The organism is Pedobacter sp. GR22-6 (assembly GCF_037402555.1).
Lineage (GTDB): Bacteria > Bacteroidota > Bacteroidia > Sphingobacteriales > Sphingobacteriaceae > Pedobacter.
Genome location: NZ_JBBEUC010000003.1, coordinates 384233 through 408712 on the forward strand (window position 1 = coordinate 384233; position 24480 = coordinate 408712).

Annotated in this window: 21 protein-coding genes and 3 tRNA genes; 13 read left to right on the plus strand and 11 right to left on the minus strand. The window is 46.2% G+C overall.

Annotation, left to right across the window (positions count from 1 at the left end):
• Window positions 1-24 precede the first annotated feature (24 nt).
• From WAE59_RS15530 to WAE59_RS15540, 3 genes are all read right to left on the minus strand, one after another.
• Window positions 25-99, minus strand: a tRNA-Val gene (locus WAE59_RS15530).
• A gap of 35 nt (window positions 100-134) precedes the next feature.
• Window positions 135-212 (minus strand) — tRNA-Val (locus tag WAE59_RS15535).
• 45 nt (window positions 213-257) lie between these two features.
• Window positions 258-335, minus strand: a tRNA-Val gene (locus WAE59_RS15540).
• Between the two features lie 113 nt (window positions 336-448).
• Here WAE59_RS15540 and rlmF point away from each other — a divergent pair.
• The gene (rlmF, locus tag WAE59_RS15545; RefSeq protein ID WP_337856899.1) at window positions 449-1399 is read left to right on the plus strand and encodes a 23S rRNA (adenine(1618)-N(6))-methyltransferase RlmF; all 951 of its coding nucleotides are present in this window, start codon (window positions 449-451) and stop codon (window positions 1397-1399) included.
• Here rlmF and WAE59_RS15550 read toward each other — a convergent pair.
• The 3 genes from WAE59_RS15550 to WAE59_RS15560 are packed head-to-tail and all read right to left on the minus strand — an operon-like array spanning window position 1389 to window position 3691.
• Window positions 1389-1706 (minus strand): hypothetical protein, encoded by a 318-nt coding sequence (locus tag WAE59_RS15550; RefSeq protein ID WP_337856900.1) that lies wholly within the window; start codon window positions 1704-1706, stop codon window positions 1389-1391. The two genes, rlmF and WAE59_RS15550, sit on opposite strands and share 11 nt — an antisense overlap.
• Window positions 1707-1732: 26 nt before the next feature.
• Window positions 1733-3019, minus strand: a complete 1287-nt coding sequence (locus WAE59_RS15555; protein ID WP_337856901.1) for a DUF2130 domain-containing protein — start codon at window positions 3017-3019, stop codon at window positions 1733-1735.
• Window positions 3020-3025: 6 nt separating this feature from the next.
• A complete protein-coding gene (locus tag WAE59_RS15560; protein ID WP_337856902.1) occupies window positions 3026-3691 on the minus strand; it encodes a metal-dependent transcriptional regulator in 666 nt (221 codons plus the stop codon).
• A gap of 123 nt (window positions 3692-3814) precedes the next feature.
• On the opposite strand from WAE59_RS15560, the gene WAE59_RS15565 reads away from it, so the two are divergent.
• Window positions 3815-6058, plus strand: a complete 2244-nt coding sequence (locus WAE59_RS15565) for a TonB-dependent receptor (protein ID WP_337856903.1) — start codon at window positions 3815-3817, stop codon at window positions 6056-6058.
• Between the two features lie 24 nt (window positions 6059-6082).
• Window positions 6083-7225, plus strand: coding sequence for a putative sensor domain DACNV-containing protein (locus tag WAE59_RS15570; protein WP_337856904.1), 1143 nt, complete (start codon window positions 6083-6085; stop codon window positions 7223-7225).
• A 12-nt stretch (window positions 7226-7237) separates the two neighbouring features.
• On the opposite strand, the gene WAE59_RS15575 is transcribed toward WAE59_RS15570, so the two are convergent.
• The gene (locus WAE59_RS15575; protein WP_337856905.1) at window positions 7238-7396 is read right to left on the minus strand and encodes a hypothetical protein; all 159 of its coding nucleotides are present in this window, start codon (window positions 7394-7396) and stop codon (window positions 7238-7240) included.
• A gap of 288 nt (window positions 7397-7684) precedes the next feature.
• On the opposite strand from WAE59_RS15575, the gene WAE59_RS15580 reads away from it, so the two are divergent.
• Complete coding sequence (locus WAE59_RS15580; RefSeq protein WP_337856906.1) at window positions 7685-8038, plus strand: PadR family transcriptional regulator; 354 nt, start codon at window positions 7685-7687, stop codon at window positions 8036-8038.
• A 3-nt stretch (window positions 8039-8041) separates the two neighbouring features.
• Window positions 8042-9589 (plus strand): PspC domain-containing protein, encoded by a 1548-nt coding sequence (locus WAE59_RS15585; RefSeq protein ID WP_337856907.1) that lies wholly within the window; start codon window positions 8042-8044, stop codon window positions 9587-9589.
• A gap of 31 nt (window positions 9590-9620) precedes the next feature.
• On the opposite strand, the gene WAE59_RS15590 is transcribed toward WAE59_RS15585, so the two are convergent.
• Window positions 9621-12344, minus strand: coding sequence for a carboxypeptidase regulatory-like domain-containing protein (locus WAE59_RS15590; RefSeq protein WP_337856908.1), 2724 nt, complete (start codon window positions 12342-12344; stop codon window positions 9621-9623).
• Between the two features lie 254 nt (window positions 12345-12598).
• On the minus strand, window positions 12599-13231 hold the full coding sequence (locus WAE59_RS15595; protein WP_337856909.1) for an NAD(P)H-dependent oxidoreductase: 633 nt from the start codon (window positions 13229-13231) through the stop codon (window positions 12599-12601).
• Window positions 13232-13458: 227 nt separating this feature from the next.
• Between WAE59_RS15595 and WAE59_RS15600 the strand changes: the two genes are divergently transcribed.
• The 6 genes from WAE59_RS15600 (at window position 13459) to WAE59_RS15625 (ending at window position 20346) form a co-directional block, all read left to right on the plus strand.
• Window positions 13459-14664 (plus strand): OmpP1/FadL family transporter, encoded by a 1206-nt coding sequence (locus WAE59_RS15600; protein ID WP_337856910.1) that lies wholly within the window; start codon window positions 13459-13461, stop codon window positions 14662-14664.
• A gap of 9 nt (window positions 14665-14673) precedes the next feature.
• Window positions 14674-15963 (plus strand): SGNH/GDSL hydrolase family protein, encoded by a 1290-nt coding sequence (locus WAE59_RS15605; RefSeq protein WP_337856911.1) that lies wholly within the window; start codon window positions 14674-14676, stop codon window positions 15961-15963.
• Between the two features lie 315 nt (window positions 15964-16278).
• Entirely contained in the window at window positions 16279-17151 is an 873-nt protein-coding gene (locus tag WAE59_RS15610; RefSeq protein ID WP_337856912.1) for an alpha/beta fold hydrolase, read from the plus strand.
• A gap of 42 nt (window positions 17152-17193) precedes the next feature.
• A complete protein-coding gene (locus WAE59_RS15615; RefSeq protein WP_337856913.1) occupies window positions 17194-17883 on the plus strand; it encodes a hydrolase in 690 nt (229 codons plus the stop codon).
• Window positions 17884-18012: 129 nt separating this feature from the next.
• A complete protein-coding gene (locus WAE59_RS15620) occupies window positions 18013-18966 on the plus strand; it encodes an alpha/beta fold hydrolase (protein ID WP_337856914.1) in 954 nt (317 codons plus the stop codon).
• 6 nt (window positions 18967-18972) lie between these two features.
• Window positions 18973-20346 (plus strand): alginate export family protein, encoded by a 1374-nt coding sequence (locus tag WAE59_RS15625; RefSeq protein ID WP_337856915.1) that lies wholly within the window; start codon window positions 18973-18975, stop codon window positions 20344-20346.
• A gap of 14 nt (window positions 20347-20360) precedes the next feature.
• On the opposite strand, the gene WAE59_RS15630 is transcribed toward WAE59_RS15625, so the two are convergent.
• A complete protein-coding gene (locus WAE59_RS15630; protein ID WP_337856916.1) occupies window positions 20361-22148 on the minus strand; it encodes an amidohydrolase in 1788 nt (595 codons plus the stop codon).
• Window positions 22149-22425: 277 nt separating this feature from the next.
• Between WAE59_RS15630 and WAE59_RS15635 the strand changes: the two genes are divergently transcribed.
• Window positions 22426-23205, plus strand: coding sequence for an alpha/beta hydrolase (locus WAE59_RS15635; protein ID WP_337856917.1), 780 nt, complete (start codon window positions 22426-22428; stop codon window positions 23203-23205).
• Window positions 23206-23301: 96 nt separating this feature from the next.
• Here WAE59_RS15635 and WAE59_RS15640 read toward each other — a convergent pair whose 3' ends face one another.
• Window positions 23302-23727 (minus strand): Rid family hydrolase, encoded by a 426-nt coding sequence (locus WAE59_RS15640; protein ID WP_337856918.1) that lies wholly within the window; start codon window positions 23725-23727, stop codon window positions 23302-23304.
• Window positions 23728-23845: 118 nt separating this feature from the next.
• Here WAE59_RS15640 and WAE59_RS15645 point away from each other — a divergent pair, with 118 nt between their 5' ends.
• Entirely contained in the window at window positions 23846-24463 is a 618-nt protein-coding gene (locus WAE59_RS15645; RefSeq protein ID WP_337856919.1) for an RNA polymerase sigma factor, read from the plus strand.
• The last annotated feature ends 17 nt before the right edge of the window (window positions 24464-24480 follow it).

A 24480-nucleotide genomic window follows, 5' to 3' on the forward strand; every position in this document is an offset into this window, starting at 1 on the left:
CCACCGGATAAGGATGGTATTTCGTGGGAATTACTGGGTTCGAACCAGTGACCCCTACCTTGTCGAGGTAGTGCTCTAAACCAGCTGAGCTAAACTCCCTCAATAAAACGAAGCCTCTCATTTCTGAAAGGCTTTGGTGGGAAATGAGGGGTTCGAACCCCCGACCCCCTCGGTGTAAACGAGGTGCTCTGAACCAGCTGAGCTAATTTCCCTAAGGATTGGCTTTTTTTATTTTAAAACAGCTAAGCCGCTGTTTGTGGTGGGAAATGAGGGGTTCGAACCCCCGACCCCCTCGGTGTAAACGAGGTGCTCTGAACCAGCTGAGCTAATTTCCCATTTTTCGCTTTCTCAAAAGATCCCTTGCTGTTAGGGAGTGCAAATATACGCGTGGTAATTAGAATTGCAAATTATTTTTTAAAAAAAGTACCTTTGCCCTAATTTTAATAGAATGGCCGGAGAAAAAACTGCATTGCACCCAAGGAATAAGCACAGAGAGCGTTACGATTTCCCTCAACTGATCCAGTCGGAACCGCAGTTAAAGGACTTCGTTCAGCTCAATCCTTATGGAGACCAAAGCATCGATTTTTCAAATCCGGCTGCGGTCAGGATGCTGAATAAAGCATTGTTGAAGCATCATTATGGCATCACCCATTGGGATATTCCTGCAAATTACCTTTGTCCGCCGATACCGGGAAGGGCAGACTACATCCATTACCTGGCAGACCTCCTTGCTGAAAGCAATAACGGCAACATTCCGAAAGGCAAGCACATCAAAGGATTGGATATCGGCATTGGCGCAAACGCGGTTTATCCGATCATCGGACATCAGGAGTATGGCTGGTCTTTCCTTGGCTCAGAGGTAGATCCTGGGGCAGTGAAAGCAGCAAAGGCCATCGTTGCAGCGAATCCTGATCTAAGCAATTCGGTTTTCGTTAGCCATCAGGCAAACGGTGCTCAGATTTTTAAGGGAATCCTGAAACCTGGCGAAATGTTCGATTTCAGCCTCTGTAATCCACCTTTCCATGCTTCTGCTGAAGAAGCGCTTTCGGGTAGTCGGCGTAAAGTGCAAAACCTGGGCAAGCAAAAAGGCGGCGATACCCTATTGAATTTCGGCGGACAGCCTAAGGAACTCTGGTGCGAAGGGGGCGAGGTTGGTTTTATCCGAAAAATGATCACAGAAAGCGTGCTTTTCAAATCGCAGTGCTTCTGGTTCAGTAGCCTGGTTTCCAAGAGCAGCAATCTGCCTTTTATTTTCAAAGCATTGGAAAGCGCGGGCCCATATGAAGTAAAACAGGTGGAAATGGCCCAGGGCCAAAAGATCAGCCGCTTTGTGGCCTGGACTTTCTTATCGCCCGAAGAACAGCTGCAATGGGCTGCAAAACGCTGGACTAAACGATAGGAAAGTCGATATATAGTGCAGCTTTTTTATTTTTAAAAGATCCGATCAGATCTCCGGTATCAAAATGCCTGAAATTTAAGGTATCACTTTCTTTAAAACGGTGCTTGACCATGAAATACAAATGAAGGCATTTGATCCAGTTCAATGCGCCCACTTTATCTTTCCAGATTTGCGGGTATACATGTACCTCATTGTCTTCGATCCTAAGTAGGTTCTTTGTCATGAGTTCGCCGACAATTGAGATGATCTGTGCCCGCTGTGCGGCCAGATTCGCATTATTCTGTATTTTCTTCTTGGCGTAAATCATATTTCCCTGGAACTAGTCAAGTCATTTTAATCCAGCAACAGTGGTTCATCATCATCGTCTGTCAGGCTCAGATGGATATTGTCCATGCCAGCGATTCCTTCTATAGAACCCCTGATGTGCGCTGCATTCAGTAACACTTTCTCCAATTGTTTTTCCCTGGCCTTCCACATCTTTTCCATGGCATCCCGCTCGCGTTGGATAGAGAGTTTCATGCTCATGAAACCTTCACGTATGGCTTTCCATTGTTCAGAAAACTCATTGCTCGTCAGGTAATCGTACAGCATGTGCATCTTATCCCCACGGTTTTCCTGTGATTTGCTGGCGCTGTAAAGTTTCATGATGCCATCCCGCAGGATGTAAGAAACGGCTTTTACTTCATCAAAAGAACAGATCCATACCCCATCTTTTTCCCCGAAGCAGTCCATGCCTTTTGGGTAAGCCTGTGTGACGATCACCGCGACATCCACACCCATACTGCGCATGTCTTTTTTCAGTTTCTCAATCCATTCCATGGAGAAGTCCTTGGTTCGCTTGCTTTCATAAATGATCTTGCCGCAGTCCTGTCCAAACTGGTTGCGGATGTGGTGCACGCAATCTGCGCCGCGCACGCCTTTACCCACTTCGGTGATCAGGTCAAATGGGAAAGCATTGCGCAGCAGTTCTTCCAGGATGAGTTCCTGTACTTCGCCCTGCAATTGCATGGAACCCTGTTCGGCTTTGCGTTTCATTTCCTCAGCAAGCTTCTTCTGATCGTCGAGTTGTTTCTCCAGTTCCTTTACCCGCAGCTGGTGTTCCGTTTCCTTGATGTTGTTTTTTTCTGCCTCCTGCTTTCTGATCTGTTCGGTCATCTCGGCACGTTGTTCCTGTAGTTTACGCTGTAGCTGCAGCTCCAGTTCGGCTTCTTTATCTTTCATGGCCTGTTCCTTTTTCAGGAATTCGAGTTCTTTGGCACGGGCAAGCCTTAATTTTTCTTCATTGTCCTTTGCTGCATTGTCCAGCATCTGGAGCTTATTTTCGAAATCTGTTGCAATGCTTTTGCGCAGGCTCTCCTCAAGTGTCTGTTGCAGCTGTCGTTTTTCTTCTGCCAGTTTTTGCTCATAAGCAAGCGCCTGCTGCTTTTGCTGTTGTTCAAAGAGGTTTTCCTGTTGCTTCTGCTGTGCCGCAAACTCCTGTTGCTTTTTCGCAAATTCCTCTTCCTTCTGACGGGTAAAAGAAAGCATTTTTTCTCTAAGGTCTTTTTTGTACTCCTCGGCCATTACCTCTTCGATGGGGAAGGTGTGGGCGCAATTGGGGCATTTGATTTCTGTCGACATACGCAATTAAATTCTTTGTACAAATAAACTCTCTGCAAACTTCATGGATACACTTCTGGGCTCTTCTGTTTCGATCTGTATGCTGAGCGAACCATCGAAGGGCACCACGTCGATGACCCTCAACTGGCTGCCGATGGTGATGCTGAGTTTTTCCAGGTACTGCAGAAAAAGTGTAGAGGTATCTTTTACCGCCGCCACCCTACAAAGTTCTCCCACCTGTAGTTCAGAAAGCAGGGATTTTGCCAGTTCCGGCATTTCCCCATTCGCTTTGGGGATAGGGTCACCATGCGGGTCAAATTCCGGAAAATTTAAAAATTCTTCGAGTTTATCTACGAGCTTGGCAGACTGGATGTGCTCAAGTTGTTCCGCTACTTCGTGGACCTCATCCCAGCTGAAATCCAGCTTTTCATAGAGGAAGGTCTCCCATAACCGATGCTTTCGGAGGATGGCAATGCCGCTTTTACGGCCACTTTCTGTTAGCAGGATCTTGCCGTACTTCTTATAAGTTACCAGTTCTTTTTCCTTCAGTTTCTTCAGCATATCTGTTGCGGTAGCGGGCTTTACACCCAGGTAGGCTGCCATTTCGTTGGTGCCTGCCTCTGGCTTATCCTCATTTTGAAAGCTGAGTTTGAGCAACGCTTTCAGATAGTTTTCTTCTGTGTAAGATAGCATCCTGCAAAAATAGCTTTTATCTAAATGAAATGAACAATAAATAAATATCTAATATTATTTGTTAGGTTAATCTAACTTATATAGTTTTGTGGTGTTGATTTTAAAATTAGATTAATAAAATATATGAGAACTTTTACTTTTATGCTGCTATGGTTATGTTGCACTGCTTCCTTTGCGCAACAGGCAGTGCTGTCCGGAAAGGCTCAGGCCGGGGGAGAAGCCCTTTCTTCCGTGAGCATCACCTTGCTGGACACCCCTCTGGGCCAAAAGACCGATAGCGCTGGTCGCTACCAGTTCCTGCAGCTCCCTGTCGGCACTTACCGTGTACAGGCTTCGGCGGTCGGCTTCCGAAAGCTGACAAAAACTATTATGCTGAAAGAAGAAGGAAACTTTACACTGGATTTCGACCTGAGCAATTTGCAAAACGACTTGAATGAGGTGGTGGTCACGGGTACCTTGAAAGCGGTTAAGCGCCTGGAGAGCCCGGTGCCCGTAGAGGTATATACCCCTGCATTTTTTCGCAAGAACCCAACTCCAAGTATCTTTGAAGCGCTACAGAATGTCAATGGGGTGAGGCCTCAACTGAACTGCAACATTTGTAATACGGGAGACATTCACATCAATGGCCTTGAGGGACCCTATACCATGATCCTGATAGATGGCATGCCGATCGTAAGCAGTCTGTCCAGTGTGTATGGACTTTCGGGAATCCCAAATTCCCTGGTCGAGCAGATTGAAATCGTGAAAGGCCCGGCTTCTTCCCTGTATGGAAGTGAGGCGGTGGGCGGACTCATCAATATCATCACCAAGAAGCCTCAAAATGCGCCTTTATTTTCTGCGGATGTATTTGCGACCAGTTATCAGGAACTGAATGCCGATCTGGGTTTTAAATTCAGGGCGGGGAAAAGCGCAGACGTACTGACAGGGCTCAATTATTTCAAATATGGCAATCCGGTAGACCATAACCACGATAACTTTACGGATGTGACCTTGCAGGACCGCATTTCTTTATTTCAAAAATGGAGCTTCAAAAGAGCAAAGAACAGAATTTTAACCCTGGGCGGGCGCTATGTTTATGAAGACCGCTGGGGCGGGGAAATGCAATGGAACAAATCGTACAGGGGAGGAGACCAGGTGTATGGGGAAAGCATTTTTACCAACAGATGGGAACTGATCGGAAATTACCAGTTGCCGGTCGAGGAGAAAATATTCTTTGCGTTCTCCTACAATGAACACGACCAGGACAGTCGCTATGGCAATACGTCCTATATTGCTGAGCAGAAGATCGGCTTTGGCCAGCTGACCTGGGATAAAAGTATTGGCCGGCACGACCTGCTCTTTGGCGCTGCGCTTCGCTACACCTTTTACGACGACAACACGCCAGCCACCACCGGGATGAACCAGGCGATCAGTAAAAACACCTGGCTCCCTGGCGTATTTGTGCAGGACGAAATCACACTTGCGGCCCAGCATAAATTCCTCGCCGGTTTCCGCTACGATTACAATTCAGTGCATGGCAATATTTTCACACCCCGAATGGCCTATAAGTGGAGCATCAACGAAAATAATGTGCTGCGCCTCAATGCGGGTACGGGTTTCCGGGTAGTCAATATTTTTACAGAAGACCATGCCGCACTCACCGGGGCAAGGGAAGTCAGGGTAAACGGGGAACTGAAACCTGAAAAAACCTATAATGTCAACCTCAATTTCCTGCGAAAAATGTACGCCGGTAATGGCAACTTCTTCGGTGTGGAAGCCTCAGCTTTTTATACCTATTTTAATAACCGGATCATCGGAGATTTTGACTCAAATCCCAATGAGATCATTTATGATAACCTCGATGGGCATGCGGTGAGTAAGGGCTTTAGTGCCAATATAGACCTGAGCTTTAACAATGGGCTTAAGTTTATCATTGGCGGTACTTATCAGGATGTTGCGACGTATGAACACGGAATCAAAAAGCAGCAGATCCTGACCGAGAAATTCTCCGGAACCTGGGCGGTAAGTTATAAAATCAACCCGCTGCACCTGAGCATCGACTATACCGGTAATCTCTACAGTCCGATGAGGTTGCCCTTGCTGAGTGATACCGATCCCCGCAGGGAATATTCAAAAACCTGGAGCATCCAAAATATACAATTGACCTTCGCCGGATTCAAGCAGCTTGAGCTTTACGGTGGTGTGAAGAATCTGCTGAACTGGACGCCCAACCGCGGCAATCCCTTCATCATTGCCAGGGCCAATGACCCTTTTGACAAAAACCTTGAGGTCGATAATCCATACAACCTGAGTTTCGACCCTACTTATGTGTATGGTCCCAACCAAAATATCCGGGGATTTTTTGGCATCCGGTATACCATAAAATAAAATCCAATAGCTTAACTTTATGGCATGATCTATCCATCTACCTACCAGGCAGCAAAGCTCATCGCACATAAAGTTGAGGCTATATTTGCTGATCACCTTGCCGCTGCCCGCGAAAAGGGGGAGGATGATCTGGCGCCATTGCCGAAAGCGAATGTCGTGGAAGCCATTCTGGATGCCACCTTTTGGGCCAGCCTCCGGAAAGAAGAAGGACATTCACCAAAAATATCACTTTCCTATTTACCGCCGCAGCAGGCTGGAAATCCGCTCCTTTTCAAACAGCGCTTGCCGCTAAACCCTGGAACCCTCACTAAACTGGCCCCGGGAATTGAAAGGGCAGGGATTCACCTGGGGATCTGGGAGGAAGAAGGGGAATTGTACATTTGGGGGACTACGGTTAGTATCCCTAATTTTTGCTTTGTAGTAGACGTATCGGAGCCGGCCTTATTGGTGATCAAACACCGCAGGATTTATGGCTTCGGTAAATTTACCAATGTAGCAGTACTCAAAGGAGACCAGGTGAAGATGGTAGACGGCAGCAGCACAAGTGTGCCTGACTGTCCGCCGATTCTCCTCTCCTTGCTCGACCTCACTGCGCCATCCTACTGGAATGATTCGGTCAACGTATTGATCCAGCTCGCGGTGTCTATGCGTGCGCATGGCAGGGGTGGAACCTTGCTGGTGGTACCTAATGAAAATCCAGCCTGGTTGCAGTCGATCATCAAACCGATCCAGTACGCTGTTCAGCCAGCTTTCAATGGTTTGTCTAAGCTATTGCAGCAGGACCGGAAGGAGGCAAGCCAGATTTTTTGGCAAACTGCCTTAAAAAGGGAAGTAGATCATCTTGCAGGTTTAACTGCTGTCGACGGCGCAACGGTAATCAGTAACCAATATGAATTGCTGGCCTTCGGCGCCAAGATTGGCCGGGCAAAAGGAAAAGATAATATTGATGAGCTGGCTTTTTCAGAGCCTATTGCCGGTGGTGGGGCTGTTGTACTGCACCCTGCGAAAGTCGGTGGTACCAGGCATTTGTCTGCTGCTCAGTTTGTGCATGACCAGCGTGATGCCACGGCCCTGGTCGCTTCTCAGGACGGACATTTTACGATCTACACCTGGTCAAGCCTTCAGCAAAAGGTTCAGGCCCACCGGATCGATACGCTCCTGCTCTAGTATTTAATAGCTTTAAGAGAAAAGTATAGCGCCTACGATTACACTTAGAAAAAGTGCAATCATCACAATGCGGTCCGCATTGATCCACTGCTTTCTGGTGATTGGCTTAGCCTGGGATTCTTCCTTTTGCCTTGCAAAAGCCTGAAGAACAGTGAATGATTTGATTAACATAGGTAGATGTTTAATAGGTGCGATAAGCTTAAATCAAAGTACAGGCCAAATGAAAAATAAAATGTTAAAATGTGGAAAACTTTGGTTTTCTGTTAGTTATCCACATTCTTTTGTCTGAATATTGCTCCATATTTGACCTTTTTTACGCCAATTCCTTTCCTGCTGTACAAAATAAGATACGGCTCCTAAAAATTATTTGACTGATAATCAATGCTTTTATACATATCATTTGTTTTTATATAGTACTATGTATTGCATATTACTATATAAAGCACATATCTTTGTGTTATGATAGCAGAAAATACACAAACCCAAATGCGAAAGGGCATACTTGAATATTGTGTGCTCCTGATCATATCCAGAGGCGAGATCTATGCCTCAGATATCATCGCAGAATTGAAATCGGCCAGGTTGCTGGTGGTAGAGGGTACGCTGTATCCCTTGTTGACCCGTCTAAAGAACAATGGCTTACTCGGCTACAACTGGGTAGAATCCAATTCCGGTCCGCCCCGAAAATATTATGTGCTCACTCCTGAAGGCAGGGCGATCCTGAGCCAGTTGGATGGGACCTGGCAGGAGCTTTCCTATGCCATCAATACTTCAAAAAAAGTAGCCGACGATAACCAAAATAAAAACCCTTAAGTCATGAAGAAGACACTCAACATAAATATTGGCAACACCATCGTTCATATCGAGGAGGATGCCTACGAAATGCTCACCATTTACCTCAACGAAGTGAAACAGCACTTCGCCAGAAGTGCCGATGATTTTGAAATTGTGAAGGATATTGAAAACCGCATTGCGGAGATGTTTGCAGAGAAACTCGCTGCCGCACAGAAGCAGGCCATCAGTATGGAAGATGTGCAGGGCGTCATGCAGCAAATGGGATCGGTAAAGGATTTTGAAAATTCCGAAGAAGAAAATGAAACACCGGAACAGCCATTTGTGCCCTTCAGTGGTGTGAAAAAATTGTACCGGGATACAGACCATGGCGTTATTGCAGGCGTGTGTCTGGGACTCAGCCATTACCTCAATATTGATGTCATCTGGATCAGACTCTTTGCCTTAATGAGTGTCTTTCTGGCCGGAGGTGGTATTGTAGCTTATATCGTATTGTGGATCATGGTGCCCCGCGCGCAGAGCCGCTCCGAGAAAATGCAGATGCGCGGACAGGAGACCAATCTCCGTGGCTTTGCCTATAGCCAGATGCAGCCCCTGGTCAATCAGTCTAAAGGTTTTATTGCTGAGGCTGTCCAGTTGCTAGGGAGTTTCCTGTCAGGTACTGGCCGGGTGATCTTTAAAATCTGTGCAGGCCTGATCATCGCTTTCTGTTCTTTCTTTTTGTTGATCCTGATCGGTGGACTTGCTGCCATGCTCGGCTTCTGGGACTCTGACCTCGCCCATTATTTTCCGGTCAATATCGTGAACGAAGAATACCTGACTGCACTTACTTTTGCCAGTTTCATTATTGGCAGTATCCCTTTACTCGCCCTTATCCTATTCTCTATCAGGGTTGCGTTCAATGGAGCGGCAATCAATAAGACACTCTCTTTTGGTTTGTTAATTGTATGGCTGGCCGGTGTGGTGACCGGTGTATTTTACGTGGCCAAAATTTCTACCGAATTCAAAGCAGGTGCAGAGTTTGCCCAGGTTACCGACCTGAAGCCTTATAAAGAGTATACCGTGCAACTGGACAGGGCACGCTTCTTCACCAAAGAAGACAGTCTGCGTTACCGCATAGATGCCAAAGGCAACCGTGGAAGAAAAATTCTGCAGGACCTGGACGATGATTTCAATATGCCAAGCAACCACTGGTTTTACATTGAAAAAAGTGAAGATGGAAGAACTACGCTGAACCAGAGCTTCAAAGCCAGGGGCAAGACTTTCGAAGTAGCACTTAAACATGCTCAGGACATTCAGTACGGATTTTTGCAGGAAGGCGCTGTGCTCAACTTTAGTTCTGCCATGTGGTTTCCGAGGGAAGCAAACTGGCGCGGACAGGAAGTAGAGTTGACCTTAAGGGTTCCCGTAGGTACAGAATTGAAGATAGAAAAGGGGATAGGCCGGTACTTTAATGGCTTCAGGCATTGGGGATGTGATGAAGACTCCAAAGATAACTTTACAGAATGGGTGATGACGGTGGATGGCCTGAAGTGCAAGCATGAGCCAAAACCAGAAGAAAATGAAGAATAACTAAGAAAGGGGCCTCAAGCCCCTTTCTTAGTTATTTAACCGTATACCGATATACGGACCGTGAAACATTTCCGTCTTTATCTATTCCCTCGATCACTGCGCGGTAGGTACCAGCCCCATCCGCATTGTAGAATTCAAGGGTCAGAGGACCGGCAGCTGTCGTATTCACCTTCGGATTCCAGTAAATCGTACTGCGCAGGTCATTGAAATTATAGGTGTTTGCTGCATTTACATATTTGGGTGCATAAAACTCACGTTCCTTGCTGAAGCCTTTAGGCCTTATTTTGAGGATGTTGGGCTCCGGCAGCATTTTCTTGAATTCGGCAAGACTGATTTTGGTGCCCTGAGGTGCTTTCTTGGTGTTTACAACCAGCACGCCATTGGTATTGTACATCCTGTTTACAGTACCTAAGTCGTCCCTTGTAAAAACCTCTACGGATTCTACTTCCGAAGACTGTACGCCAAAGAGACCCGAATAATCGATTGGCATGCCATTCAGGAAAATTTGCACCGGTACACGGCTTCCCTGCTGGTAATCCCTGCTGACATAAAATTTGTCTTCAAAGAAAGTCATTCCTATCGCCATGGTCTGCAGACATTGAACCAGTACATTGCAGCCCTGGAAGCGCTCGCCATCAATTACTGTACTGTTGATGCTGCTCAGTCCGGAGAGTGAAGGGTGGTCGGCATGACTCGGTCTTTTGGCCTTCGCTCCCTGGATCACCACCTCTTTAAGGGTCCTTAAATAGCTGTATTGTTTCTTGCTGTTGCTCAGGTAGGGTGCCAGGGCACTGTCGATGTTTACAATTTCCTCCGCCCAGAAAGTATTTCTGCTGATTGGGGGAGCAGGTTGTGCATCCATCATGATCATCAGATTGGAGCCATTGGCGCTGTATTTTGCATTGATCACCACTTCAGATGAGTCAGGAATGTTGAGGTTTTGAAAATTAAATATGCCGCTTGGACTGGTAATGGTCTCTGCTGCATAGCGGCTCCCTGTTACGGTCAGGCGCAGCGCACCTTTTTTCACCGGCATTCCGGTGCGGTCCCTCAATGTACCCGAAAGCCGCATATCCTGTTCCGGCAGCACCGCGATGGGAGGAAACTTATCCGCCATAATGTCTTTGAAATTGAACCTGCGGAAGCCTTGCGTCAGCATCAGCAGATCCAGGTCCGCGGTTTTCTTTTCGCTGGGTTTATTGAAATAATAATTCGGTTTTTCTACATAGCCTTTGAGCTCAGAGGTCAGCAAAAGGGAACTCAGGATGGTCACTTCATTGTCTTCGTCTACAGGTACTTTTTGTGTATCTATTACCGAGATGGAATAGTCGCCTATAACCGGGCTTGTCGCGGTTTTTGCAGAGACGGTCAGTTTGACCTTTTGTCTTGGCTTGTAAGTCGGCAAGTCTGTTTTCAGGCTTACGTTGACCTGGTTCAGTGAAGCGTTGAAGGCCAGACGTTCGCTCACCGGTTCCCCGCTTTCATCAAAAAGGGTAATCTGTGCGATGCCTGCTGGTAATTTGTCGCGGCTGATTTTGGTACTTGTCACCTGCGAGTTCAAAGTCGTTTTCGCTGCATAATAGATGATCCCTCCATTTGTGCCTACGAGGAACAACACCTTGCCCTTATGGGCTTCAAAGAAAGTGTCGTTGGCTACCAGTTTGAGGTTGATTGCTGCCGGATCTGCATTGTTCACCTGGAGTGTGATTCCCGAAGCTGATGCTTTGGGCAGGTCATAGCTTTTGCTACTGCCATCTTTAAAAGTGATGTTAGCCTTATAAGATTTGCTGCCATCCGGTGTCAGGTAAAAAGAACCCATTCCGATATGCGCCGATTCAAAGCTGCTCAATACAGTTCCCGCATTGTCGGTCAGCGTACCTTTCACGCTGATTCCTGTTCCGGCACTGTTGATTGCCTTAAAGCCAATCCTGGTGGCTACGCCAGTGAGCAGTTCCCCGCCCTCAGGAAAAAACTGTACATCGTAACCCGGTGGGATGGGTTTCAGTTTGAAGAAGGAAGTGACCAGGTCTTTCTCCGTCAGCGCAATTTCGGTGATGAGTTCACCATTGCTGATGGCTTCCGCTTTTTTGACATCTATTTTAACTTTCAGCAATCCATTTTGGTCGGTTGTCCCCTTGCCTTTCATGATGATATCAAAGTTGGAGAGCACCCGCCAATTGACCACCTTATTGGCCTGTACCACATTATCCCTGTTCTTAAATTGAATGAGGGCATCAATGACCTGACTCTTGTCAGTCTGTTGTGTTTTATAGCTAAAATGGGTGTTTACTGCTTTGTCAATGGCTTCACCAATGGTCAAATTCTTACTGAAGAAATAGGCATCGCCAAAATTGGCCATCCAAAGTGTATAGGCCTTTACATAATAATTGCCCTGTACGAAAGTTCCGGGATTCAGCGGGATATTGCCATAGGCAACTCCGTTTTTAACCGGGAGCTTCACCGTTTGTACCAGCGAATCGCGGCTGTTGATCACATCTACATAGACGATCTTGCTCAACAAAGAAGGGAGGTTTTGTTCCATTGTCAGGTAAGCCTTGAACCAGATGGTATCTGCTACGCTGTAATAGGGTTTGTCAAAATGCAGGTATACCTTTTCAACAGGACGCTGGTCAGCCAGTTTTTTACTTTTACCGACGATGTTGTTCAATACAGTACTGTCCTGTTGTGCAGAGGCAGAAACCGAAGCAAAACAGGACAGCAGTAAGAATGCTATGATAAAGTTTGAAAATCTCATTAAATGGATATATGCTTGATCTCGCTAATATATTCATTTATGTATGGACTAGGTGAAATGTAACACATCTTTAACATTTTTTGACAAACATCGTCATCCTGAATTTATTTCAGGATCCCGCACTCGCATGGCGGTATTTCTAGTCCGGGATCCTGAAATAAATTCAGGATGACGATAGTATCAAATGACGATAGTATCAAATGACGATAGTATCAAATGACGATAGTATCAAATGACGCATACAAATAAACACGTTACTTGAATTCGATCACGAAATCTTCCAGTGGCGTACGTACTTTTTTCAGGTTCACCAGCCAGTCGCCGGCAGCATCCCTGTAACCCAGTGGCAATAAAGTGGTGCTGCGCAGTCCTTTTGCCCTTAAGCCCAGCAATTCATCCAGATCGGCAGGATTAAAACCTTCCATTGGTGTTGCATCTACTTTCAGCAATGCCGCTTCTGTAAGGGCTACACCGAAAGCGATATAAGCTTGTTTTGCAGCGTGGTGGAAGTTTTCTTCTTCCGTTTTTGCCGTATACATCCCGATTAGGTTGTTCATGTAATCTGCAGTTGCAGAGTCAGGTACACCGCGTTCAGCGTTGGTACGGGCAAAAACAGCTTTAATCCGCTCTTCCGTATAATTGTCCCATGCGGCGAAGATCAGCAGATGCGAGCAATCGGTAATCTGCGACTGACCAAAAGCAACAGCTTTGATCTTTTCTTTCAGTTCCGGATTGGTCACCACAATCACCTTGAAGGGCTGCAGTCCAGAGGAAGTTGGCGCCAGCTGTGCTGCGGAAATGATTTGATCTACTTTGTCCTGAGCAACGGCTTCACCGTTCATTTTTTTAGTGGCATAGCGCCATTTTAGTCCTTCTATTACACTCATTATTAGTTGTATGTTTATTTCAATATTAAATCTTTATGACAACCGTTATAAAAATAACAGTGTTAGCAAATGTAGAGATGTTAGCGAATACCCAAAAATATATTTATTGCTTATGACTTTTAAATGATGAGATTATTTGTTATGCTTGCATAGCAAACTAATCGCTGTCTTTTTTGTTATGAATATAGCCCCTTAGCGCGCGAAACCATATTAATTCACTAACCAGTATGAAGAAGATTTTATTTAGCATCCTGTTGACAGTACCGGTCCTGGGTTTCTCCCAGTCATTCCAGGTGAACCTCCAGGGACAAAAACAAACTGCAATGGCAGGTGCAGGTACAGGCCTTGCATTAGATGAGGCCGCTATTTTTTTTAACCCCGGAGCGGTCTCCTTCCTGAAGCAGAACGGAATCCAGGGCGGTGCACACGCCATTTTCCTGAAAACAGCTTTTAAAGAAACAGGATCAAATATTACACAGCACAACAAGAACAAAATACCGACACCCTTCCAGGCCTATGCTGTTTTCGGCAATCCTGAAAACCGCCTGAGATTTGGTATCGGTGCGTATACGCCCTTTGGCGGTGCTATGCACTGGAACGAAGACTGGACAGGTAAATATAGTGTGACCTCTCTCGATTTACAGGCCATCTACATCCAGCCCACGCTGAGTTTAAAGTTGACCGACCAGATCGGGATCGGGGGCGGACTGGTGTATTCTATGGGTAAAGTAGACCTGAGAAGGGCCTTACCTTATACCTCAAATGGTCTGCAGACTACTGCGCAACTGAAGGGCGACAGTCATGATTTTGGCTGGAACGCGGGGATCTACATTGAGACACTTTCCGGTCTTACCTTCGGGATCTCACACCGCTCGCAAGTGACGGCGAAAGTAGAAGATGGAGATGCCAATTTCTTCAATGCACCCGCTACGGTGACGGCCTCGCTGCCAAGCAGATTCAATGCGAACCTGCCCCTGCCGGCTACTTCCACCATTGGCGTTGGCTACGCTCCATCAGATAAAACGAAACTGGCACTGGATGTAAACTGGGTCTGGTGGCATACTTACGAAGACCTTACTTTTTATTACGACAACAATACCTCTACACCTTCCGCGAGGAATTACCACGATGCAGCTACTTTCCGCTTAGGGATTCAGAATGAAACCACATCTTTCTTAACCCTCCGTGCCGGTGTTGGTTATGCCTTATCGCCGGTAAGTAAGGGATACGTAACCCCTGAAGTACCCGATGCCGACCGGTTATTGCTGAGTGCGGGTATTGGTCTGAAACCTACAGAAAGATTGGGCATTGATTTTTCTTTCTTGTATGAGAACGTAAAAGCCAGAACAGAAACCAATATTGAGTCCGGATTGAATGGCACTTTCAAAACTGTTGCTTATATTCCCGGAATGTCCTTGTCTTATAAATTTTAATTGACCAACATGAAAACCACTTATTTTTATACAGCAGTGCTGGCGCTGGGAATGCTGTCCCTGGCCTCCTGCAAACCCAATATTGACAGTCCGGAACCAAGTAAGGGCACTGCAGATTTTTCCAGGTATATTGCCGTAGGGAACTCATTGACGGCCGGGTTTGCCGATGGAGGACTTTACCTGGAAGGGCAGCAGAATTCTTATCCCGAGCTGATCGCAGCACAAATGAAAACGGTAGGCGGCGGCGCTTTCAGCACACCTTTGTTTCCGGCAGATAAACCCAATGGTTCAGGCTTTCTCAAGTTGACGGCTGTCACCAACGGTGTACCTACTATCGTTCAGGAAACTTCAAATCTGGCTGTGCGCGGACAAGCTGGTTCGGTTGTCCTCTACACGAAATATACTGGCGATATCAACAACTACGGTGTACCGGGTATCAAACTCGTACATGCAGGCATTGCCAACTATGCTGCTGCAAACCCATACTTTGAGCGGATGCTGACCGGGGAGTACGGAACCAATCCCACTACCTATCTGTCTTTTGTGACCGCCAAACCGTTCACCTTTTTCAGCAACTGGCTGGGCAACAATGATGTGCTGTCTTATGCAACTGCGGGTGCTACAGGAGATGCACCTACACCAAAAGCGACTTTTACTGCGGCTTATACCAATGTGGTCAATGAGCTGACCAAGAACGGTGCGAAAGGAGTACTGGCAACCATTCCTAATGTTACGGCCACTGCTTATTTCCATACCGTGACTTTAAAGACACTGCTTGCAGCAATCAATGCTACGCCAGCGGGTGCGGGTGTAAAAGACATCTACATACAGCCAGGTTCCGGACCGGCGAGAGTAGCTACTGCAGAAGACCTGTTTACCCTGACACTGAGTTCAGCGAATGTGATGGGTAAACCCAATTCCTCAAATATTCCCTATGGCCTGCATCCTTTAAACCCTGTAGAAAGCAAGTATGTGCTGGACAAGGCAGAGATTGCAACAGTAAATGATTTCACTTTATCTTATAATGCTTCTATCAAGAGTATTGCGGATGCCAAGGGCCTGGCACTAATGGACGCTTACGCGTTGCTCAATGAGTATGGGGCAGGAAAAGCAGTCAACGGAATCCCGGTTAGCGCGGCCTTTATCCAGGGCAACCTGTTTTCTCTGGATGGCATACACCTCACGCAATTGGGCTATGCAATTACCGCAAACGCATTTATTAAGGCCATCAATGCCAAATACAATTCCAGCATTCCTACGTTAGATGTGACCAAATATAAAGGGGTAAAACTTCCTTAGTCTTTAAAAAATTAACAACCAAAGCCCTGGAGCATGCGCTTCAGGGCTTTTTTTATGGTCAATCTTCGACCTGGGGCGTAGCTCCTTCGTACCTCGCTATTACCTGGCCCATAAACGGTTACTTTTTACGAACAAGCTACGACCGGGGTATTGAGGAGCTGATAAGGAGTTGTTCCTTTGCTAACTGATAGTTAAGTTTATTCACGATTTATCAATTTTGTGATAGTATGTATAATTCGCATGATATACAGAATGATTCGTGTGCAAGTACTTTTGAAGTTATCCATGCACATTAATCACCATAATAAGAAAATCATGAAAAATCAAACCACTCACCATTTTACTGACATCGACGGTGTCAACATTTTCTATCGCGAGGCCGGAATTAAAACAGCACCGACACTGGTCCTGTTACATGGTTACCCTACTTCATCCCACATGTTCCGGAACCTGATCGATAAATTATCTGACAGGTACCACCTGATCGCCCCGGATTACCCCGGATATGGCAGAAGCGAACAGCCTCCTATAGCGGACTTTGCTTATACTTTTGACAATTTTGCCCATATTATCGAAACGCTGCTCAGCAAGTTGGAAATTTCCAGCTACAGTTTGTACCTGATGGATTACGGAGCTCCGGTTGGATGGAGAATTGCGTCGAAGCATCCCGAAAGGATAGATACTTTGATTGTCCAGAACGGTTGCGCCTACGAAGAGGGGCTGGAGACTTTCTGGGATCCATTTAAGGCCTATTGGAAAGACAGAAATGACAAGGAAGCAGAGCGTACGCTGGCCACTTTCCATGCTCCTGACGGGCTGAAATGGCAATATACACACGGTGTTCCCGACACTTCGCTGATCAGTCCCGACAACTGGGAAATTGACCTGCGTCACCTGGAACGTCCTGAGAACGGACAGATTCAGCTGAACCTGTTTTACGACTATGGTACCAATCCGCCCAATTATCCGAAATGGCAGCAGTACTTTAGAGACCACAATCCGGAGATGCTCATTGTCTATGGCAAGAATGATTATATCTTCCCTGTAAGTGGTGCCGAGGCTTATAAAAAAGATGTTAAAAACCTGGAATACCACTTGTACGACGCCGGGCACTTCGCCCTGGAAAGCAGCGGCGATGAAATGGCTGCAGTGATTAAAGATTTTCTGGATCGTAAAGTAAACCGCTAATACAAAACAATCATAAACAATTCACATCATAGAAATACAATAATGAAAAAGCTCATTTTATCATCTATCATTGCCCTGATAGCATCCTACAGTTTTGCTCAAAAACCGAGTCCGGCATTGTTGAGCCCGACCAACCATACGCTGGTTTTAATTGACTACCAGAGTCAAATGGCATTTGCAGTCAAGAACCAACCCGTGGAACTGCTAAGAAACAATGCTGCGCTTACTGCCGGCGCTTCTAAAATTTTCAACATACCAACTGTAGTTACTACAGTTGCGGCAAAATCATTCAGTGGCCCTGTTTTTCCTGAAATCAACGAATTCTACCCTGCATCCGCTACTACCATTATCGACAGAACGACCATGAATTCCTGGGAAGACCTAAATGCGCATAAAGCGATTACCGGTAAAGGCAAAAAGATTTTAGTAATGGGAGGGCTCTGGACGAGTGTATGTATCGTCGGCCCGGCATTGTCTGCCATTAACGAAGGATATACCGTTTATGTAATTACCGATGCGAGCGGTGATGTATCCAAAGAAGCACACGAACAATCAATTACCAGGATGGTTCAGGCAGGTGCCCGTCCCATTACATCGCTTCAATACTTGCTGGAGCTGCAACGTGATTGGGCGAGATCAGAAACCTATAAAGGAACTACCGATCTGATTAAAAAATATGGCGGCGCGTACGGTATCGGGATCCAATATGCTCAGGAAGTCATCAAACATTAATTGACCAGCTGAAAGAGGCAGCATCCGGTTGCTGCCTCTTTCGATAACAATGTCTCTCATTTTCTACCGTCAATCTCTGTATCCGGCGATGAATATAGACCGCAAGACATTAAACCAATGATAAGAAATATGGAACGAAAACATCCTTTGCCCCCATTTAAGCTAAATGCATTATTGATCCCGCTCCTGCTCGGAACTGCTTGCTTCAATCAGGCCAGGGCGCAGACGTACAAAAAGACAATAGTTGAAGGCGTCGAGATATTCTACAGGGAAGCAGGCGATCCCCAAAAGCCAACAATCCTGTTGCTCCATGGATTCCCCTCATCTTCCCACATGTACCGTAATCTAATCGCATTACTGGCACCAAATTACCATTTAATCGCCCCTGATTATCCGGGTTTTGGTAGGAGTGCTAAGCCTTCACCTGATGCATTTGTCTATACTTTTGACCATTTAGCCTTGGTTATGGAAAAATTTATTGACCAGCTGGGCTTAAAATCCCTGAATTTTTATTTACAGGATTACGGCGGGCCGATTGGCTTCAGGATCATCAAAAACAGGCCTGAACTGGTCAGTTCGATCATCATTCAAAATGCCAATGCCTATCTGGAAGGACTGGGGCCGGATGTTCAGAAAATCGGAGCCTTGGCCGAAGCAAACGATAAGAAAGGTCTGGAAGCGGCAACTTCTTATATGATGTCTTTGGAAGGCATCCGGGAACAATACGTGTTCGGAACAGTACATTCCGAACGGATAAGCCCCGACAGCTATTATATGGATCATTTTATTTTTGAACAGCCCGGAGTCAAGGACATTCAAAAGGTGATTTTTAAAGATTACAGCAATAACTTTCCCAAATACACCGAATGGCAGGAATACCTGCGCAAGCATCAGCCGGAGGTATTGATCACATGGGGTAAAAACGATAAGATTTTCCCCGGCTCAGGTGCTTTGGCTTATAAAAAGGATTTGCCGAACGCAGAAATCCATTTATTTGAGGGAGGACATTTTCTGCTCGAGGAATATCCCCATGAAGTGGCAGACCTCATTCATCGCTTCCTGCAAAAAAAGCATGGCAAATAACCGGATATGTCATCAGTCGGTTTCCGAACTATCTTACTGCAGCTCTCATTGTCGCTATGCGGGCTGCAGGTATCGGCGCAAAGTTTCATGCTCCTGCGTTTTGACGAAGACTACAGTCAGCTGAGGGATTCCAGCAGCAAGCTTTACCACAAATTGAAATTTCTGCCGCTAGCAGGCGGAAAGCGCGCTTACCTGAGTTTTGGTGGCGAGATCAGGCAAGAGTTTGGGGGAAAGATTGATGAAGACTGGCTACAGGATCAAGGTTATAATTATTCTATTCTTCAGCGTTACTCGCTTCATACAGCCATCCATGTGAGTTCCCGGCTTAAGTTTTTTGTCCAGCTGAACAGTGCAGTGGAAGAGGGCAACAAATACGGTCCTGGTCCAACCGATGAAGACCGGCTCAATGTCCAAAACTTATTCGGGGAATATAAATTCTTAAAGGATACCCTGCATCAGCTTTCTTTCCGGCTAGGGCGTCAGGAGATGGATTACGGATCAGGCAGGTTAATTTCTGTTCGGGATGGCAATACGACCCGTCAATATTTCACTGGTACAAAACTATGTTATAGCGCTCCTGATTTTGCCCTGGACGCTTTCGTAATGAATGCAGATGAAGTTCAGTCTGGTCTCTTTGACAACCGCAGCAGCGGGGCTAAACTCTGGGGTGCTTATTCGAATTTTAAATTTCATAATGCAGAACATCTTGACCTTTATTATCTGGGGATCAAGCGCAATCAGGCTCAGTTTGAAGTAGGGAAAGGGCGGGAAGTCAGGCATACGCTCGCCGCGCGGTACTGGAGAAAGGGCAAAGGTTTCGTTTATAACCTTGAAGCGGCCTACCAGTTTGGGACTTTCAGCGAAAAAAACATCAGCGCCTGGACAACGGCCATAGAATTGGGATATACTTTCGAGTATCTTATGTTTAAACCATCTGTAAATCTTAGGAATGATTATGTCTCCGGGGATAGAAAGCTGGCGGACGGAACACTGCAGACCTTTAACCCTTTATACCCGAAAGGTGGCTATTTCGGTTTCAATCCCTTGATCGGCCCCTCCAACCTGATCGACATCCATCCCTATCTCCTACTCATGATTACTGACAGATTATCTGTACAAGCCGACCTGATCTTTAACTGGAGGTATGCCATACAAGATGGGCTGTACAGGCCGGGTGGTACTTTCAATGCTGCCGGATCAGGTTCCAGGCATCACTACATCGGCACCACTCATCTGCTGAGTGCAGATTATCAATTCAACAGACACATTGCCTTGAGTTGCGGGGGGCAATATTTTGCCCTGGGTGATTTTTTAAAAGACATTACACCACACTGGGCGAACGCTAAATATTTTAATGCCCAGTTTTCCTTTAAATTCTAAACAGCAGCTGGTATTTATTGGTATTGATACCCTCCGTAAAAATTTACCGGACTCCAGTCTGGCAGAGCCTTTGGCACTTCTGGAGCAAGATTTTTATATTCGCCGGAGCCGTATATAACTTTACCATTTAAAATCGTAAGCACTGACCTGATGTCTTTAATGTCATTCTCGTCCACATTCAGGTAATCCGCGGATAAAATTGCCAGATCTGCGAGATAGCCCTTTTTAAGCATTCCCCGGTCATGTTCCTGCCGGATGAGCGAGGCACTGCCCTGGGTGTATAATTTTAATGCGGTAATCCTGTCCAGTTGGTTTTCTTTTGCAGCGAATTCCAATCCGCCTACCGACTTCCCGGTAACAAACTGGTAAATCCCCAGCCAGGGGTTGTAACTGGATACCCTCGTTCCGTCAGTCCCACCGCCAACCCTAATGCCCTTTTCCATCATCCTGCGAACGGGAGGGGTATTGAGCGCAGCTTTTTTGCCATATCTGGAGATAAAGCCCTCAGCCTGAAAGGCCATGCGGTCCTGGATAGCTAATCCTCCGCCAAGTAATTTGATCCTGTCCAGATTTTCATCGCTCACTGTTTCCGCATGATCGAAGAACCAGATCAGCCCATTTAGCGGAGTTTCCCTGTCCACTTGCTCAATCACATTCAGGAAGCGGCTGATGCTTTCGTTATAGGTGGCATGCAAGCGAAATGGCCAGCGGTTTTGAACAAGTTTTGATATGACCGCTTTGAGTTGAGTCTCCATTAGTGCGGGGAGTTCCGGGCGTGGTTTGATAAAGTTCTCAAAATCGCCGGCGGAAGCAACCAGGTTTTCCCCGCCACCCTGAACACGATATTCAAGGGTATGATCGTCCGAATGGTTTTCTCCGCTATGTTCGGCGATCTCAACCATATTGATCCACTTGATGTAATCCTGCAGTTCCGTTCCGGGCTTTTGTGCAAAAAGATAATAGGGGAGTCTGACAGTCAGTTCGGCCTTTTTAGAAAGTTCGTCAGTGATGCCATAGTCGTCCGGAAAGTTTTGAAAACCTCCGCCTGCATCCATCACACTGGTAACGCCAAGTGAATTGAGTTCCGAAATAAACTGTTTGGTTGAATTTATTTTCTCTTCCTGCTTCAGCTCAGGAAGTTTTGCGAGTGTTGAATACAGAATAAACGCATTTGGCTCAGCCACCAGTAGTCCCGTTGGCTGGCCATATTGGTCCTTTTGGATCAAACCACCGGCAGGGTTTGGCGTATCGCCTGTAATTCCCAGTTTTAGGATCCCTGCTTTATTCAAAAAAGCCTGGCCATAAAGGTGCAGGATGAAAGCAGGAGTAGTGCCCGTCGCGTCGTTAATTTCTGCTAAAGTAGGGAGTCTTTTCTCCGCAAACTGATACTCACTCCATCCCCCTACAACCCTGACCCACTGATCGGCCGGTGTTCGGGCTGCCTGTTCTCTGAGCATGGTTAAAGCACGTTTGAGCGATTTTACGCCATCCCATCTCAGTTCAGCATTGTAAAATCTGCCACCGCGGATCACATGAAGATGCGAATCATAAATGCCTGGAATGACTGTCTCTCCTTTCGCATCGATCACCTTTGCTTTTGAATTGCTGTATTTCAGGATTTGCTTATTGCTGCCCACCGCAATGATTTTATGGCCAGCAATGGCAAGGGCTTCTGCGGATGGCTGATCCTTGTTCAGCGTAATGACCTTGCCATTGGTAATGATCAGATCTGCCTGCTCTTGTGCATGAATGCTGTAAGGTAAAAGGAAAGCTATAACTAGCAGTATGGTCGATGGTTTCATATTTGTTGTTTTGAGTAAAAGAAAAATGATTGAATGGCTTGCTTTGTCAAATGTAAGGCAGAAGGGTGTCTCGGAAATGAATTTAAGTATCACTTAAATCATATGAGTTATCAATAAATTAATACGCTGTGAAATTCTGCTGATTCCCAAGTCGGGGCGATATCTGATTAATTATTTTTCTGATGACAGTTAGCAATTGCATGATTTTGCTTCAGAATTAATACTCGCGAATTTGGCCATTACAAATCCAGCCCATATGGGTACTAAACAAAAGATCATGAAAAGAAAAGTTTCTATTAAAAAGATGGCCGTTGCCGCTGTAATGCCAGTCATCTTATTGGCCATCCCGGGATCCCTTTCCGCCCAGGCGCCAAAAGTTAAAAATGTAGTATTGGTTCACGGCGCTTTCGCAGATGGTTCTGGTTGGCGGTCCGTTTATACACTGCTCAGCAAAAAAGGCTACAAAGTTACCGTTGTACAAAACCCGCTTACTTCCCTGGAAGATGATGCTGCTACGACCAGACTTGCGCTGGACAAACAAGATGGTCCTACAATACTGGTGGGCCATTCCTACGGTGGCGCCGTGATTACTGAAGCAGGGAACCATCCTAAGGTGGCAGCACTGGTCTATGTGGCTGCGTTCCAGCCGGACAAAGGAGAGACCGTTCTCCAATGGGTGCAGTCTGCTCCTGCTGCTCCTGAAAACGGGGTTCTGCCGCCGGATGAAAAGGGAATAGTGTATTATGATCAGCAAAAGTTCCATGCAGGTTTCTGTGCAGACCTTCCAAAAGAACAAGCGGAATTCCTTTATGCTTCACAAGGGGCCTTCCATGTCAAAGCTTTCGTGACACCGCTGACCGCAGCAGCATGGACGAGCAAGCCCAGTTATGCCGCGCTCTCCACGGAGGATAAAAGTCTTGATCCGGTAATTCAGCGTACGATGTACAAACGTTCAAATACCAAGGTAACCGAGATAAAAGGAAGTCACCTGATATTTGTTTCACAGCCTGAAAAGGTAGCAAAGGTTATTGAGCAGGCTGCTCAGGAACAAAAGTAAAGCAAGCGCATTGCGCTGCACCTGAATAAATGAAATGAGCTCGATATTCCATCGAGCTCATTTGGCAATTTTTTAGCTGAACCTCTCCAAACTAATTCATGCTTTAACCTTGTCTTTTTCTGCTTTTTTCTTCTTTTTAGCGCGTGCCTCAACCTTGATCTCGACAACCTGACCAGGTAGTGCAAGTCCGATAATCTCAACCATGGTGCTGGGCACTGACATCACATCGGGGTAAGCGGTCCTGCCGAGTTTTTTCCTCGCCCGGAAGGCAGATTCCATATCCGTCACGTAAATTGTTTCCTCCACAACAGTATCCATCCCCATATCGAAAGTTTTCAACAGCTTTTCGATGTTTTGGTAGGTTTGCTGCATTTGTGCTTCCATGCCTTCCGCCAGGTTCCCCGATTCATCCGCACCGAGCTGCCCGGAAATCCAGACAGATTTTCCTATTTTTAATGCCTGAGCATAACCATACTCTTTTTCCCAGGGCATACCTAAACCCCTGATTTCTTTAGTCTCCATATTATCGATTTATTTTAAATGTTGAATTTTACAAATGCAATTTAAAGGTATTGGGATCAGCGCAAATTCCCCCGCTTTTCGCGATCAGGCAATTTATAAGTGCTATAAAAAGGATGATATGATTATATTAGCGCTTCCGGAGCTCCGGATTGCCTCCATGGACCACAAAAGCGACTTCATTTCCGATGCACAGCTACTGTCGCAGTTAAAAAGCGGTGAGCGCGCTGCGTTTGACGCCTTGTATCAAAGGTACTGGAAGGACGTATACCGTATTGCATTTAAACGCCTGCAACATGAGGCACATGCCCAGGACATTACCCAGGACATCTTTCTGCTGCTCTGGCAAAAGCGTGCTGAACTGAGAATCGATAACCTACCGGCTTATCTGGCCACATCTGCCCGCAATAAAGTATTCAATCTCCGGGTTAAGGAACAGCGGTTCACCCCAATTACAGAACTGCTTGCGGACGTACGTCAGCATGCTGACCAGACGGATGCCCAGCTGATCAGGGAGGAATTTAAAATCGCCTATACCGCACTGCTCAAAGGCTTGACGCCGGTACAGCAGCAAATATTCGAATTGAAATATTTTGAAGATTTCGATACTGACGAAATCGCAGAGAAATTATCCCTATCTAAAAAAACAGTTCAGAATCAAAATAGTCTCGCGCTTGCCAAACTCCGGTCCTCGCTTGGTTTACTGGCACTGCTCATCCTGATGTATAAAAATTTGTAGCTGAATTCTGCTGAAAA